The organism is Burkholderia sp. 572, from assembly GCF_040545135.1.
GTDB lineage: Bacteria > Pseudomonadota > Gammaproteobacteria > Burkholderiales > Burkholderiaceae > Burkholderia > Burkholderia cepacia.
On the sequence record NZ_JBEPLH010000003.1, the window covers coordinates 237,908 to 252,783 of the forward strand.

The window sequence follows — 14,876 nt, forward strand, 5'->3', positions numbered from 1 at the left end:
ATCCATGACACGAACGACGCGATTGTGAACTGAAATGAAAGCGGGCTGAAAGTGCGCCGCAATTAACATCCGCGTCACTCGAACAACACCTAGACGTAACTGGAGGAAGACATGCCGTTTGCACCGAAGCACCTCGCCGCCGCGCTGGCGGTCGTTCTGGGCACTGCCGCCGGCAGCGCCGCCGCGCAGGTTCCGGCCGGGTATCCGGGGAGTTACCAGGGCGTGATCGACGCCGCGAAGAAAGAAGGCAAGCTGATCGTCTACTCGACGACCGACACGGGCCTCGTGCGCCCGCTGATCAAGGACTTCGAAAGCCTGTACGGCGTGAAGGTCGAGTACAACGACATGAACAGCACCGAGCTGTACAACCGCTACATCAGCGAGAACGCGGCGAGCAGCACGAGCGCCGACGTGCTGTGGAGCTCGGCGATGGACCTGCAGGTCAAGCTCGTCAACGACGGCCTGATGGCGTCGTACGATTCGCCGGAAGGCCCGAACGTGCCGCAATGGGCGCAATACCAGAAGCAGGCGTACGGCACGACGTTCGAGCCGCTGGCGATCGTCTACAACAAGCGCCTGATTCCCGAAAACGAAGTACCGAAAACGCGCACCGACCTGATCAAGCTGCTCGCGTCGCAACCGGACAAGTTCAAGGGCAAGCTCACGACGTACGACGTCGAGAAATCCGGCGTCGGCTTCAACGCGCTGACGCAGGACGCGCACCTGAACGAGAAGGTCACGTGGGAACTCGTGAAGGCCATCGGCAAGACCGGCCCGAAGCTTCAGTCGAGCACCGGCGCGATGATGGAGCGCATCTCTTCGGGCGAGAACCTGATCGGCTACAACATCATCGGCTCGTATGCGTACGCGAAGGCGAAGAAGGACAAGTCGATCGGCTACGTATTCCCGAAGGACTACACGCAGATCGTGAGCCGCCTCGCCACCATCTCGAAGAAGGCGAAGAACCCGAACGCCGCCAGGCTGTGGGTGGACTACCTGCTGTCGAAGCGCGGCCAGACCATGATCGCGAACCAGGCGAACCTGTACGCGATCCGCACGGACGTGACCGGCGAGACGTCGGCCGCGAGCCTCACGAAGGAACTCGGCGATTCGCTGAAGCCGATCCAGATCGGCACCGGCCTGCTCGTCTACCTGGACCAGTCGAAGCGGCTCGCGTTCCTGAAGCAATGGCAGCAGGCGATCAAGAGCTGATCCGCTGATCGGCTGATCGGCTCCGGCTGACCCATGGCCGCCCGCCGCACGTCGCGCGGGCGGCCCCTTCCCCTTACCGACTTCCTTGAGGCGGCCATCCGGATGGCCGCAGGGGCGAACTCATGCTTTCAACCAGCACCCGCGGCACGGCACCGGCCGCGCCACCCGCCGCCGGTCCGCGCGACGCCATTCCCGCGCTGCCGGTCAACAGCCTGCAGCCGCTCGCCGGCATGCTGCGCTGGATCGTCGTCGCGGTACTCACCATCGCCGTCGCACTGCCGCTCGGCTTCATCCTGTTCCAGAGCCTGCTGTCCGCGCCGTTCTTCGATGCGAACAAGACGCTCGGCATCGAAGGCTTCCGCTTCGTCTTCAGCGATCCCGACTTCTGGTCGGCCGTGAAGAACTCGTTCATCATCGCCGGCGGGATGCTGTTCATCTCGATCCCGCTCGGCGGCATCCTCGCGTTCCTGATGGTGCGCACCGACCTGCCCGGCCGCCGCTGGCTCGAACCGCTGCTGCTCACGCCCGTGTTCGTGTCGCCGATGGTGCTCGCGTTCGGCTACGTGGTCGCGGCCGGCCCGGTCGGCTTCTATTCGGTGTGGTTCAAGGAGCTGTTCGGGGTGCAGAACGTGCCCTGGAACGTGTATTCGATCTTCGCGATCACGGTGATCGTCGGCCTCACGCACGTGCCGCACGTGTACCTGTATTCGTCGGCCGCGCTGCGCAACCTCGGCTCGGACGTCGAGGAAGCCGCGCGCGTCACGGGCGCCCGCCCGTTCCGCGTCGCGCTCGACGTGAGCCTGCCGATGACGATGCCCGCGCTGCTGTTCGCCGGCGTGCTCGTGTTCTTCCTCGGCTTCGAGGTGTTCGGGCTGCCGCTCGTGCTCGGCGACCCGGAAGGCCACCTCGTGCTCGCGACCTACCTGTACAAGCTAACCAACAAGCTCGGCGTGCCGTCGTATCACCTGATGGCCGCGGTCGCGGTGTGCATCGTCGCGATCACGTTCCCGCTCGTGCTGCTGCAGCGCCGGCTGCTGAAGACGGCGAACCGCTTCGTCACCGTGAAGGGCAAGGCCGGCCGTACGACGGTGCTGCCGCTCGGCGTGTGGCGCTGGGTTGCGCTCGCGATCGTCGTGCTGTGGCTGATGCTGACCGTGATCGTCCCGATCTCGGGCATCGTGCTGCGCGCGTTCGTGACCAACTGGGGCGAAGGCGTCGCGCTCGCCGAGGTGCTGACGCTGTCGAACTTCATCGAGCTGTTCGAGCAGGACAACCTCGTGCGCGCGATCGTCAACACGCTCGGCATCGGCGTGATCGGCGGCGCGCTCGCGATCGGCTTCTACTCGCTCGTCGCGTTCGCCGGCCACCGCCGCCCCGACTGGGCGACCAAGCTGCTCGACTACCTCGTGCTGCTGCCGCGCGCGGTGCCCGGCCTGCTCGCCGGTCTCGCGTTCCTGTGGATCTTCCTGTTCGTGCCCGGCCTGCGCGAGTTGAAGAACTCGATGTGGAGCATCTGGATCGCGTACACGGTCGTCTGGCTCGCATACGGGATGCGGCTCATCCAGAGCGCGCTGCTGCAGGTCGGCCCGGAACTCGAGGAAGCCGGCCGCAGCGTCGGCGCGACCCGCAGCCGCGTGTCGCTCGACGTGACGCTGCCGCTCGTGCGCTTCGGCCTGCTCGCCGCGTGGCTGCTGATCTTCATGATCTTCGAGCGCGAATACTCGACGGCCGTCTACCTGCTGTCGCCCGGCACCGAAGTGATCGGCGCGCTGCTCGTGTCGCTGTGGGCGACCGGCGCCGTCGACCAGGTCGCCGCGCTTTCTGTCATCAACATCGCGATGGTCGGCGCCGGTCTCGGCGTGGCCCTGCGCTTCGGAGTGAAACTTCATGGATAAGCTCATCGTCGACGACCTGCATCTCAGCTACGGCGCCAATCCGATCCTCAAGGGCGTGTCGTTCGAACTGAAGGCCGGCGAAGTCGTGTGCCTGCTCGGCGCGTCGGGCAGCGGCAAGACCACGCTGCTGCGCGCGGTCGCGGGCCTCGAACAGCCGTCCGACGGCCGTATCCAGCTCGACGAGCGCGTGTTTTTCGACGGCGCGCAGCGCATCGACCTGCCCGTCGAACAGCGTTCGCTCGGCCTCGTGTTCCAGTCGTACGCGTTGTGGCCGCACCGCACCGTCGCCGACAACGTCGGCTACGGGCTGAAGCTGCGCCGCGTCGCGCCGGCCGAACAGAAGCGCCGCGTGCAGACCGCGCTCGACCAGCTCGGCCTCGGCCATCTCGCGGAACGCTTCCCGCATCAACTGTCGGGCGGCCAGCAGCAGCGCGTCGCGATCGCGCGCGCGCTCGTCTACAACCCGCCGGTGATCCTCCTCGACGAACCGCTGTCGAACCTCGACGCGAAGCTGCGCGAGGAAGCGCGCGCGTGGCTGCGCGAGCTGATCGTGTCGCTCGGGCTGTCGGCCCTGTGCGTGACGCACGACCAGACCGAGGCGATGGCGATGTCCGACCGCATCCTGCTGCTGCGCAACGGCCGCATCGAGCAGGAAGGCACGCCGGCCGAGCTGTACGGCGCGCCGCGCTCGCTGTACACGGCCGAGTTCATGGGCAGCAACAACCGGATCGACGCGCGCGTCGCGGCCGTCGACGGCGAACGCGTGACGCTCGCCGGCGACGGCTGGGAGCTGCAGGCCCTCGCCCGCGACACGTTCGCACCGGGCCAGGACGCGCAGGCCGTGATCCGCCTCGAACGCGTGCAGGTCGCCGACGGCCCGGGCGCGAACCGGCTGCAGGCCGACCTCGTCACGTCGATGTATCTCGGCGATCGCTGGGAGTACCTGTTCCATTGCGGCGAGATGCGCCTTCGCGCATTCGGCCACGTGCCGCGCGCAGCGGGCAAGCACTGGATCGAATTCCCGACCAACGACTGCTGGGCGTTCGCGAAAGCGGGCTGACCCGGGCGCGGCGGCACGCTCGCCGTCGCGCACGCACACCGCGCACATCTCGTCATGTGATGACATGCATTCCGGCGGACGTCTTCCGGCGTCTGTCGTGGGCTACTGCGCGCCGCATCCGTTTCACCCCAACCCACAAGAACCAAGGAGACACCGTCAATGAAGTCACGCGCAGAACGTTCGATTCGCACAGTAGTCCTCACGGGATCGGCCGCCGCGGCCTGCATCGCCGCACCCGCCGCGCACGCGCAGTCGTCGGTCACGATGTACGGGATCATGGATGCCGGCATCGAATACACGAACCACGCGGCGCCGGAGGGCGGCAGCGCGGTCAAGCTGAAGTCGGGCAACAAGAACACGTCGCGCTGGGGCCTGCGCGGCGTCGAGGATCTCGGCGGCGGGCTGAAGGCCGTGTTCCGCCTCGAAAGCGGGATCGACCTCGCGAACGGCGCGCTCGACGACGGCCCCGATTCGATCTTCGCGCGCCGCGCGACGGTCGGCCTGAAAAGCAAATGGGGCGAACTGACGCTCGGCCGCAACTACACCGTCACCTACGACTACATGCTGCCGTTCGACCCGATGGGTTACGCGCAGAACTACTCGTGGGCCTCGGCATCGACGGCGACGGGCGGCCGCAAGGACGGCATGTTCACGCGCTCGTCGAACGCGGTGCGCTACGACGGCGAATTCAGCGGGTTCAAGTTCGGCGCGCTGTACGGCTTCGGCAACGTGCCGGGCAGCGTGAAGACCAGCTCCAAATACGACTTCGCGGTCGGCTACGAGAAAGGCCCGTTCGCCGGGGTGGTCACGTTCGACCGGCAGAACGGCGCGGCCGACAGCGTCACGCCGGCCGATACCGTCAACTACATCCAGGGCATCCACGCGGGCCTGAGCTACGACTTCGGCAACCTGAAGACGATGGCCGGCTATCGCAACTACAAGCGCACGTTCCGCACCACGGCGGCGAACCAGCTGAGCGACACGTACTGGCTCGGCGGCTCGTACCAGTTCACGCCGGCGTTCTCGCTGATCGCGGCCGTCTATCACCAGAACATCAAGGGCGGCAGCGATGCCGACCCGACGCTCGTGTCGTTGCGCGCGAACTACGCGCTGTCGAAGCGCACCGTGCTGTACGCGGCCGGCGCGTTCGCGATCGCGAAGCACGACCAGAAGGTCGGTGTATCGCGCGATTTCGTGGGCTACGGCACCACGCAGGTCGGCGTCACGGCGGGGATTCAGCAGCGGTTCTGAGCTTGACGATACGGGCGGCGAGCGGTCTTCGAATCGCGCCGCCCGTCTTGTGCGGTTCATCGCGCGCGTGCCGCCCTGCATCGCATGCGCCGCGCGCATCAGCGTGACAACGGGCGATCGGCCAGCTTCCCGCACACGACGGCCGCGCCCTCATCCGTGGCCCTTGCCGGTCATTCGCCGTGCATCGTGAACACCAGGCGAACGAGGCTGCTCGTATCGCTCCAGTGCTCGCCAACCGCCGACAGCGGCACCGTGCGCGTGTCGATCGTCAGCCCCGCCGGTCCGGCCGCGTCGAACACACCGCGCACCGACGCCAGCAAGCGCGGCAGCGACACGCTGCCGATGCCGCTGCCCATCAGTTCGATCGCGGTCGCCCGCAGCACCGCCCCTGGCAACAGCACGTCCGCGCCGCCGATCGAGCCGATCTGCACGAAACGCAGCCGGCGGCCCTCGGGCGTCGCCTTCGCGGCGGCCACCAGCAGCGTCTGCGCGCTGGCGCCCCACAGATAGTCGAGCACGACGTCCACACCCGCGCGGAAGTGCGGTTCGAGCGCACGCGCCAGATGCGCGTCGTCCTGCTGCAACGACACGACGGCATCCGCGCCGGCATTCAGCAACGCCTGCAGCGCGGCCGCGTTGCGGCCCGTCGCGATCACCTTCGCGGCGCCGAGATGCTTCGCGATCCGAACCGCCAGCCGCCCCGACGTACCTGTCGCACCGTTGACGAGTACCGTCTCGCCCGCGACGAGCCGCGCGCGTTCGGTCAGCGCCGCCCACGACGACATCCCGGGAATCGCGATCGCGGCCGCCGTGACGTCGTCGAGCGTATCCGGCAGCGGCACGCACCGCGTATCGGGCGCGATCGTGCGTTCGGCCATCGCGCCGAACGGTGCGGGCGCGCCGAAGAAGTAGACGCGCAGCCCGTCGTCGAGACGGCGGCCAACCCCGTCGACGCCAACGACGAACGGATAACGCCCGTCCGACGAGTAATGCGTGCCGGCCGCGCGCCCCTGCGCGATCCGGCTCAGCGCGGACGCCGTCACGTCGATCAGGCTGTGGCCCGGCATCGCGTGCGGCGCATCGAACTCCATATGAACGGGGCGCTCGCCGGCGCCCGTCACGACTGCTGCTTTCATGACGACTCCTTGAATCGGGGATCTCGATCGACGGTCCCGGTGCGCATCAGCGTGCGTCGAGCCACGCGCGCAGCGCGGGATCGCGCACTTCCAGCACGTCGAATAGGCCGAGTGCCCGCAGCGCGGGCAACGCGTCGATCGTGTCGACTTCGGCGCGCGCCCGGTCGGCGGGCGTAGCGTTCGGGTCGGTCAGCACCCGCGCGTTGACCAGAAACGCGCCGACGGTTCCCTTGCGGATCGTCGTTCCGCCGGCATCGACTTGGTTGGCATGGTCGGGAAGCATCTGTTCGGCTCGCATCGTGTCGTACTCCGGTTGTTATCGATGGACGCAGTGTAGGCGTGCAAATTCGGCCGATCTCCGGTATAACGGCCATTCGATACCGATATCCGGCCATGTCCGATCCGCTCCTGCCCGCCCGCTTCGTCACGTCCGACGACGGCCCGTTCGTCGTCGCCGCCGTGCTGTCGCAACGCGACCCGCGTGTGACGCCACCTCATTCGCATGCGCGCGGCCAGCTCGTCGGCGCGCTGAGCGGGTTGCTGACGATCGGCCTCGACGACCAGGACTGGGTCGTGCCGGCGATCCATGCGATCTGGATTCCACCGCATTGCCGCCATTCGTTGCATTCGTTCGGGCCGATTTCCGGCTGGTCTGCGTTCATCGCCGAAGCGCGCTGCGCGGCGCTGCCGGATACGCCGCGCGCGATCCGCACGACGCCGCTGCTGCGCGAAGCCGTGCAGCGCGCGGCGAGTTGGGAGGGGTCGGAGCTGGATGCCGCTCGAACCCGGATCGCCGACGTGATCCTCGATGAAATCGCGTCGTCGGAAGTCGAGGCGCTGGGGCTGGCGCGGCCGCAGGATCCGCGGCTGACGAGGATCACCGATGCGCTTGCCGCGGATCTCGCGGACAACCGGCGGCTGGAGGAATGGGCCGAATGGGCGGGAATCAGCGCGCGGACGATGAGCCGCCGCTTCGTGGCCGAGACGGGGCTGACGTTCGCGCAGTGGCGTCAGCAGGCCAGGCTGCTGCGCGCGCTGGAGAAAATCGCCGACGGCGTGCCGGTGACGACGATCGCGCTCGATCTCGGGTACGACAACGTGAGCGCGTTCATCGACATGTTCCGGCGGGCGTTGGGGACGACGCCGGGGAAGTATATGGAGGCGGGGCGATAAGCCCGGCGCAATGAGCAGTGACGACAGCGATCCGGTTCGCCTTATCCAGCGCGGTTCAAATAATCGTCCGATAGGCTTCGAGTGCCTTGCAGGTCTGAACCATCCCCAGACGCTGCAAGATTTCCAGATAGCGCTCCACAATCATCGGTGGATGCTTGAGTGTTTCGCGCTGCCGCCGAGCGGCGGCGACCACTGCGGCCGGTTCGAGATCGAAGAGATTGTCGACGAACACGTCAGGGTGCTGTGCTTCGACACCGTAGATCGACAACACTTCTTCGGGGAAATCCTTCTGATTGAACGTAACGATCACGCTGGCGTTGCAGCGGATCGCGGCAGCGAGCACATGTCGATCGTTCGCGTCCGGCAGCGTCAGCCCACCAATCAGCGCCTCGTAACCGGTAACGAGCGCATCGGGTATCGCCCTGTCCATCAGGCTTGCCGTGCGATCGAGTTGCGCCGCGGTCAGATCGGCCCGGTTACGCAGCAGATTCCGTTTCCATTCGTCATGAATATCCACACTCCAGCGAGCCCGAAAACATCCGCTCAGCGCCAGCCACATCAGGAAATCACGCAGCGGTGCGGGATAAAGCACGCACGCATCGTAGACCGCCGTGAATGGCGAACTCGTCATTCGTACCCCATCCCGTGCTCTTGCGCCTGCCGGCTCAACTCCTCCATCGCGTCCGCGCTTGCCTGATCGCGTTCCGCCTTGTAACGCATCAGGTCGGAAAATCGCACACGGCGATGCTTGCCGGTCTTGTGGTGCGGAAGCGCATTCGATTCGAGCAGCTTGATCAGGTGCGGACGAGAAACGTTCAACAGGTCGGCCGCTTCCTGTGTCGTCAGTTCCGCATGAACCGGCACGACCTTGACCGCATTGCCGTCGGCCAACTCGGCGAGGATATCGACCAGCAGACGCAGCGCGGAGGTCGGAAGTTCGACCTGATGCGCGCGATTTTCGTCGTCGAAGATCTGGATGCGCTGTATTTCCGTTCGCGTTGCCAGGTATGCCGCAAGCGCACGCTGCCCTTCGACAGCCGCCCGCATCTCGCGCTCGACAGGCAAGATCGTTTCGGACATCGTGGTGTGAGGCATCGCGCGCTCCAAACGGGGTTCTGGACGGCGCAATTTTATTCGAAACAAACGAAAATCGCAATAAACGAAAATTGATATCGCCCTATATAAAGGGGTATGTCCGCTTCGTTCAATACGTCCCGTCCCCCTTCTTGACCGCCTCACCCCCTTTCCCCTTGAACTGCTCCGCCAACCGCTCCGCACTCCTCGCCAGCAACGTCGTATCGACCCCGACCGCGACGAACAGTGCTCCCGCTTCCAGATAACGCCGCGCGGACGCCTCATCCGCGCTGAGAATGCCCGGCGCCTTGCCGGCCGCCTTGATCGCCCGGATCGCGCCATCGATCGCGGCCTGAACGTCCGGGTGCCCCGGATGGCCGAGATGCCCGAGATCGGCCGCGAGATCCGCCGGCCCGATGAACACGCCATCCACGCCCTCGACCCGAGTTATCGCATCGATCGCGTCGAGCCCCGCGCGTGTCTCGACCTGCACAAGCACCGCCATCTCGTCGTTCGCGCGATGCAGGTAATCGCCGACGCGATTCCACCGCGACGCACGCGCCAGCGCGCTGCCCACGCCGCGAATCCCGTGCGGCGGATAGCGCGTCGCGGCCACCGCCGCACGCGCCTCGTCGGCGCTCTGCACCATCGGCACGAGCAACGTCTGCGCGCCGAGATCGAGCACCTGCTTGACGATCACCGGATCGTTCCACGGTACGCGCACGACCGGATGCGACGGATACGGCGCGATCGCCTGCAACTGCGCAAGAATCGTCGGCACCGTATTCGGCGCATGCTCGCCGTCGATCAGCAGCCAGTCGAAACCGGCGCCCGCGACCACTTCCGCGCTGTACGGATTGGCGAGCCCGAGCCACAGCCCGACCAGCGCGTCGCCGCGCGCGAGCGCGGCCTTGAAGACATTCGTCGGAATCCGCATCGTTCGCTCACCTCACTCGAAGTAGCACTGGATCGTCCCGAGCGGGCCGTAGTCGACGCTGAACGTGTCGCCCGGCCGCGCCGCGCACGGCCGCGTGAACGAACCGCCGAGCACGATCTGCCCCGGCTCCAGCGCGACGTCGAAGCGGGCCAGCCGGTTCGCGAGCCACGCGACGCCGTTCGCCGGATGGTTCAGCACGCCGGCCGCGACGCCCGTTTCCTCGACCACGCCGTTACGCGACATGATCGCCGCGACCCACCGCAGGTCGACGTCCTGCGGCTTCACGGGCCGCCCGCCGATCACCACGCCCGCGTTCGCCGCGTTGTCGGCGATCGTGTCGAACACCTTGCGCGGCCGTTTCGTATCGGGGTCGATCGACTGGCTGCGCGCATCGATGATCTCGAGCGCGGGCACCACGTAGTCGACTGCGTCGTACACGTCGAAGATCGTGCAGTCCGGGCCGGTGAGCCGCTTGCCGAGCACGAACGCGAGTTCGACCTCGACGCGCGGCACGATGAAGCGCCCGGTGGGGATCGTGCCGCCGTCGGCAAAGAACATGTCGTCGAGCAGCGCGCCGTAGTCGGGCTCGTCGATCTGCGACGTGTTCTGCATCGCCTTCGACGTGAGGCCGATCTTGTGGCCCTTCAGCGTGCGTCCTTCCGCGAGCTTGAGGGCGACCCACGCGCGCTGGATCGCATACGCGTCGTCGATCGTGATGTCGGGATGGTCGAGCGAGATCTGGCGGATCTGCTTGCGCTCGCGCTCGGCGTCGTGCAGACGCTGCGCGAGCTGGTCGATGAGGGCGGTTTCGAGCATGGTCGGATCGGGAATGGGGTTCAGCCGGCCCGCTTGTAGCGGGCATGGATGTTGTTGTGCTTGTACGAGCCGCTTTCGCTGAACTCGGTCAGTTCCATCGACAGCGCGAGGTACCGTTTCGCGTACAGTTCCGCGAAATGCGCCTTGATCGCGTCGAACAGCGCGTCGCACGCGGCCTTTTTCTGCGCGTCGCTGCGGCCCGAGCCGATCTTCAGCGTCACGTGCACGAACGCATCGTCTTCCGTGCCGTCGGCTACGCAGTAGTCCTGCAGTTCGATCGCGCGCGAGCGGATGCCGCCCGTCGGGAACACGCCGCCCTGCGCGATCAGCGTCGCGTTGATCGTGCGCAGCAGCGCGGGAATGCGTGCGTCGTCGCGGATGTTCGCGGTGTATTCGACGACGATATGTGGCATGGCGGGTCTCCAGTCGAGTGCGTGGCGCGGTGCTCAGGCCACCGGGAAGATCGCATTGATCTGCCCGGTACCCGAACTCGCGAAATAGTCGGTGACGATCTCGACGGGTTTATCGTAGCGATCCCAGCCGAGCAGGCCGAGCAGCATCGCCGTGTCGTGCATCCCGCCTTCGCCGTGGCAATGCGTGTTGTACTCGGGCAGCATCGCGCAGAAGGTCTTGAAATCGCCCTGCTTCCACAGCTCGACCACGCGCAGGTCGACCTGCCGGAAGAATTCGCGGCTGATCTGGTGGATCGATTCCTCGGGGCTGCCGTTGTCGTTGAAACGGTGCGACAGCGAGCCGCTCGCGAGGAATGCGACGTTCGAATCGCTTTTCTCGATCGCCTCGAGCAGCGCCTCGCCGAAGCGCCGGCTTTCGTCGAGCTGATGCCACATGCACCAGCCGGCGATCGACACGACCTTGAAGTGCTGGTCGGCGTTCATGTAACGCATCGGCACGAGCGTGCCGTATTCGAGTTCGAGGCTGTCGATCTCGTGCGCGCGCGTCGCGACGCCGCGCGCACTGGCCGTCTCGGCGATCAGCCGGCCGAGCGCCGGGTTGCCCGGATACGCATACTCCATGTCGCGGATGAAATGCGGCAGCTCGTTGCTCGTGTACGTGCCCGCGAATCGCGCATTGCAGTTCACGTGATAACCGGCGTTGACGAGCCAGTGCACGTCCGACACGACGATCGTGTCGACGCCGAGCGCGCGGCAGCGCTCGCCGATCAGTTGATGGCCGCGGATCGCCGCCTCGCGGCAGCCGTGATGCCTGCCGGGCAATTCCGACAGGTACATCGACGGCACGTGCGTGATTTTCGCGGCGAGGGACAGTTTGCCCATCGTTCAAGTCTCCGTTTGGTTCTTTCGTGCTGCAGACGTCCCGCGCCCGTCACACGCCCCAGCGCGGAATGTGGTGCGAACCCATCGAGATGCACACGTTCTTGATCTCCGCGAACACCTCGAAGCTGTATTCGCCGCCCTCGCGCCCGGTACCCGATTCCTTCACGCCGCCGAACGGCTGGCGCAGGTCGCGTACGTTCTGGCTGTTCACGAACACCATCCCGGCCTCGATGCCGCGCGCGAGGCGATGCACCTTGCCGACATCCTGCGTCCAGATGTACGACGCAAGGCCGTACGACGTGTCGTTCGCGAGCCGCAGCCCTTCTTCCTCGTCCTCGAACGGAATCAGGCACGCGACCGGCCCGAAGATTTCTTCCTGTGCGACGCGCATCCGGTTGTCGACGTCGGCCAGCACGGTCGGCCGCACGAAGTTGCCGTTGCGCAGGTGGTCGGGCAAGCCCGCCGGCTTGTCCGCGCCGCCCGCAACCACACGCGCGCCTTCCTGCTCGCCGATGCGGATATAGCCCGTCACCTTTTCCCAGTGCTGGCGCGTGATCATCGCGCCGAGGTTCGTGGCCGGATCGGACGGATCGCCGACCACCAGGTTGTTCGCGCGGCGCGCGAATTCCTGCACGAAGCGGTCGTAGATCGTGCGCTGCACGAAGATCCGCGAGCCGGCCGTGCAGCGTTCGCCGTTGATCGAGAAGATCGTGAACAGCGACGCGTCGAGCGCGCGGTCGAAATCGGCGTCGTCGAAGATCAGCACCGGCGACTTGCCGCCGAGTTCCATCGAATACTTCTTCAGGCCCGCACGCTCCATGATCCGCTTGCCGGTCACCGTACCGCCGGTAAACGACACCGCACGCACGTCCGGATGGCGTACCAGCGCGTCGCCTGCTGTCGCGCCGTAACCCTGCACGACGTTGAGCACGCCCGGCGGGATGCCGGCTTCGAGCGCGAGGCGGCCGAGCTGGTCGGCCGTCAGCGGCGACAGCTCCGACATCTTCAGCACGGCCGTGTTGCCGAGCGCGAGGCACGGCGCCGTCTTCCACGTCGCGGTCATGAACGGCACGTTCCACGGCGACACCAGCGCGCACACGCCGACCGGCTGGTACAGCGTGTAGTTCAGCATCTGGTCGTCGACCGGATAGGTGCGGCCGTTCATCTGCACGCACACTTCCGCGAAGAAGTTGAAGTTCTCGGACGCGCGCGGAATCAGCTGCTTGCTCGTCTGTGCGATCGGCAGGCCGGTGTCCTGCGTCTCCAGCGCCGCGAGCATCGGCACGTTCTTCTCGATCAGTTCGCCGAGCTTGCGCATCAGCTTCGCGCGCTCCTTGGCGGGCGTGTTCGCCCATTTCGGGAAGGCTTCCTTCGCGGCGCGCACGGCCGCGTCGACTTCGGCCTCGCCGCCCGATGCGACGTCGGTGATGACTTCCCCCGTCGCGGGATTCAGCGTCGTGAACGTCTCGCGGCTCTCGACTTCGCGGCCGTCGATCCAGTGCTTGATGGTCATGCTCTCTCCTTGGGCGACGGGCTCAGCCCGCGCGATAGTAGTCTGCTTCGCCGACGATCGTGTTCACGAGCCGGCCGATCCCTTCGATCTCGGTCACGACCTCGTCGCCCGGCTTCGTGTCCGCCAGCCCCTCGGGCGTACCGGTCAGGATCAGGTCGCCCGGCGAGAGCGTCATGAAGCCGCTGATGTGCTCGATCAACGCCGGCACGTCGAAGATCATGTCGCGCGTGCTGCCGCGCTGCGTCTCCCGGCCGTTCACCGTCGTGCGCAGCGTCAGGTCGCCCGCATCGCCGATTTCGTCGCGGCTGACGAACCACGGCCCGAGCGGCGTGCAGGTGTCGCGGTTCTTCACGCGCAGGTTCGGACGGTAGTAGTTCTCGAGATAGTCGCGGATCGCGTAGTCGTTCGCGACCGTATATCCGGCCACGTAGTCGAGCGCCTGCGCGCGGCTCACGTTGCGCGCGGGCCGGCCGATCACGACGGCCAGCTCGCACTCGTAATGCATGTGGGTGGCGTCCGCCGGGCGCACGGTGCGCGACCGGTGGCCGATGAACGTGTTCGGCCCCTTCAGGAAGATCAGCGGTTCGCTCGGCGCCTTGAACGCGAGCTCCTTCGCATGGTCGGCGTAGTTGAGGCCGAGCGCGAACGTGGTGCGCGGCGCGACGGGCGGCAGCCACGCAACCGCGTCCTCGGCAACGATCCGCCCCGTATCGAGACGGATCGCGCCGTCGCCGGCCGGTTCGGCCGCATGCAATGCGCCGTTGTAGATCACGCGTGCCGTCTTCATCGTGTTTCCTCCGCGATCAGCGTGTGCCGCAACGTGCCGATGCCGGCGGCGGCGATCTCGATCGTGCTGCCCGCGCGGGCGCGCGGTGCGCCGCCCGCGACGCCGAGCAGCAAGACATCGCCCGCGTCGAACGACATGAAGGCCGTCACGTCGGCGATCAGTTCGCGCACGGAGCGGATCAGCGTGGCCGTCGAGGCGGACACGGCCACCTCGCCATCGATCCGCACGGTCAGGCCGATCGTGTCGACATCGCCAAGCGCGGCGGCCGGCACGATGACCGGGCCCATCGGGCAGAACCCGTCGCGGCACTTGAAGCGCACGGCCGGACGGTAGTAGTCGGGATGGGGGACCGACACGTCGCTGGCGAGCGTGAAGCCGTGAAGGTAGTCGAGCGCCCGCGCGGCCGGCACGCGCGTCGCGCGCCGGGCGAACACGACGGCCACCGACGCGCCGATCTCCAGGGAGTCGACGCCGGCCGGCACGACGACGGTCGCGCCGTCGGCCGCATGCGTGTTGGCGGGCTTGATGTACAGGATCGGCGCCTGCGGCGGGCGGCCATAAGGCGGTGCGTTCACGGCATCGCCGAGCGCGTCGAGCGCCGCACGCTCGTTGAGCAGCGCACCGTAGACGGTACCGATGGCGACCGGCAACGGCGGCGCCGCGGCGGTCATGCAAGACAGCTCCATGCGTCATTCCCCTGCCGCGCGTCGCGGCGCATCGTCAATAC

At 66.8% G+C, this 14,876-nt stretch carries 16 protein-coding genes; 5 read left to right on the forward strand and 11 right to left on the reverse strand.

Going from position 1 to position 14,876, the window contains the following annotated elements:
* Positions 1-111 precede the first annotated feature (111 nt).
* From ABIC51_RS07300 to ABIC51_RS07315, 4 genes are all read left to right on the forward strand, one after another.
* The gene (locus ABIC51_RS07300) at positions 112-1,212 is read left to right on the forward strand and encodes an ABC transporter substrate-binding protein (protein WP_027791443.1); all 1,101 of its coding nucleotides are present in this window, start codon (positions 112-114) and stop codon (positions 1,210-1,212) included.
* A 122-nt stretch (positions 1,213-1,334) separates the two neighbouring features.
* Positions 1,335-3,107 carry an ABC transporter permease gene (locus ABIC51_RS07305; protein WP_021164063.1) on the forward strand — a complete coding sequence of 591 codons (1,773 nt, stop codon included), beginning with the start codon at positions 1,335-1,337 and terminating at the stop codon, positions 3,105-3,107.
* Entirely contained in the window at positions 3,100-4,167 is a 1,068-nt protein-coding gene (locus tag ABIC51_RS07310) for an ABC transporter ATP-binding protein (RefSeq protein ID WP_060171080.1), read from the forward strand. The genes ABIC51_RS07305 and ABIC51_RS07310 overlap by 8 nt, the downstream gene beginning before the upstream one ends.
* 159 nt (positions 4,168-4,326) lie before the next feature.
* Positions 4,327-5,418, forward strand: coding sequence for a porin (locus ABIC51_RS07315; RefSeq protein WP_034196044.1), 1,092 nt, complete (start codon positions 4,327-4,329; stop codon positions 5,416-5,418).
* Positions 5,419-5,588: 170 nt separating this feature from the next.
* Here the strand turns inward: ABIC51_RS07315 and ABIC51_RS07320 are convergent, their stop codons facing one another.
* Positions 5,589-6,554 (reverse strand): quinone oxidoreductase family protein, encoded by a 966-nt coding sequence (locus tag ABIC51_RS07320; protein ID WP_175898004.1) that lies wholly within the window; start codon positions 6,552-6,554, stop codon positions 5,589-5,591.
* A gap of 46 nt (positions 6,555-6,600) precedes the next feature.
* Positions 6,601-6,852 (reverse strand): hypothetical protein, encoded by a 252-nt coding sequence (locus tag ABIC51_RS07325; protein ID WP_059696293.1) that lies wholly within the window; start codon positions 6,850-6,852, stop codon positions 6,601-6,603.
* Between the two features lie 95 nt (positions 6,853-6,947).
* On the opposite strand from ABIC51_RS07325, the gene ABIC51_RS07330 reads away from it, so the two are divergent.
* A complete protein-coding gene (locus tag ABIC51_RS07330; RefSeq protein WP_027791438.1) occupies positions 6,948-7,727 on the forward strand; it encodes an AraC family transcriptional regulator in 780 nt (259 codons plus the stop codon).
* 55 nt (positions 7,728-7,782) lie between these two features.
* Here the strand turns inward: ABIC51_RS07330 and ABIC51_RS07335 are convergent, their stop codons facing one another.
* The 9 genes from ABIC51_RS07335 to ABIC51_RS07375 all read right to left on the reverse strand — a co-directional run bounded on the left by ABIC51_RS07335 (position 7,783) and on the right by ABIC51_RS07375 (position 14,835).
* Positions 7,783-8,358, reverse strand: a complete 576-nt coding sequence (locus ABIC51_RS07335; RefSeq protein ID WP_027791437.1) for a PIN domain-containing protein — start codon at positions 8,356-8,358, stop codon at positions 7,783-7,785.
* Positions 8,355-8,822: a helix-turn-helix domain-containing protein gene (locus tag ABIC51_RS07340; RefSeq protein ID WP_027791436.1), complete on the reverse strand. Its 468-nt coding sequence runs from the start codon at positions 8,820-8,822 to the stop codon at positions 8,355-8,357. The genes ABIC51_RS07335 and ABIC51_RS07340 overlap by 4 nt, the downstream gene beginning before the upstream one ends.
* Positions 8,823-8,931: 109 nt before the next feature.
* Complete coding sequence (gene hpaI, locus ABIC51_RS07345; RefSeq protein ID WP_354006395.1) at positions 8,932-9,738, reverse strand: 4-hydroxy-2-oxoheptanedioate aldolase; 807 nt, start codon at positions 9,736-9,738, stop codon at positions 8,932-8,934.
* A 12-nt stretch (positions 9,739-9,750) separates the two neighbouring features.
* Complete coding sequence (hpaH, locus tag ABIC51_RS07350) at positions 9,751-10,554, reverse strand: 2-oxo-hept-4-ene-1,7-dioate hydratase (protein WP_021164056.1); 804 nt, start codon at positions 10,552-10,554, stop codon at positions 9,751-9,753.
* A gap of 20 nt (positions 10,555-10,574) precedes the next feature.
* Positions 10,575-10,967, reverse strand: coding sequence for a 5-carboxymethyl-2-hydroxymuconate Delta-isomerase (locus ABIC51_RS07355; protein WP_027791434.1), 393 nt, complete (start codon positions 10,965-10,967; stop codon positions 10,575-10,577).
* Positions 10,968-11,000: 33 nt separating this feature from the next.
* A complete protein-coding gene (hpaD, locus tag ABIC51_RS07360) occupies positions 11,001-11,849 on the reverse strand; it encodes a 3,4-dihydroxyphenylacetate 2,3-dioxygenase (protein WP_027791433.1) in 849 nt (282 codons plus the stop codon).
* Positions 11,850-11,898: 49 nt separating this feature from the next.
* On the reverse strand, positions 11,899-13,362 hold the full coding sequence (hpaE, locus tag ABIC51_RS07365) for a 5-carboxymethyl-2-hydroxymuconate semialdehyde dehydrogenase (RefSeq protein ID WP_059696297.1): 1,464 nt from the start codon (positions 13,360-13,362) through the stop codon (positions 11,899-11,901).
* 22 nt (positions 13,363-13,384) lie between these two features.
* Positions 13,385-14,149, reverse strand: a complete 765-nt coding sequence (locus ABIC51_RS07370; RefSeq protein WP_059530536.1) for a fumarylacetoacetate hydrolase family protein — start codon at positions 14,147-14,149, stop codon at positions 13,385-13,387.
* Positions 14,146-14,835 (reverse strand): fumarylacetoacetate hydrolase family protein, encoded by a 690-nt coding sequence (locus tag ABIC51_RS07375; RefSeq protein ID WP_027791430.1) that lies wholly within the window; start codon positions 14,833-14,835, stop codon positions 14,146-14,148. The genes ABIC51_RS07370 and ABIC51_RS07375 overlap by 4 nt, the downstream gene beginning before the upstream one ends.
* Between the last annotated feature and the right edge of the window lie 41 nt (positions 14,836-14,876).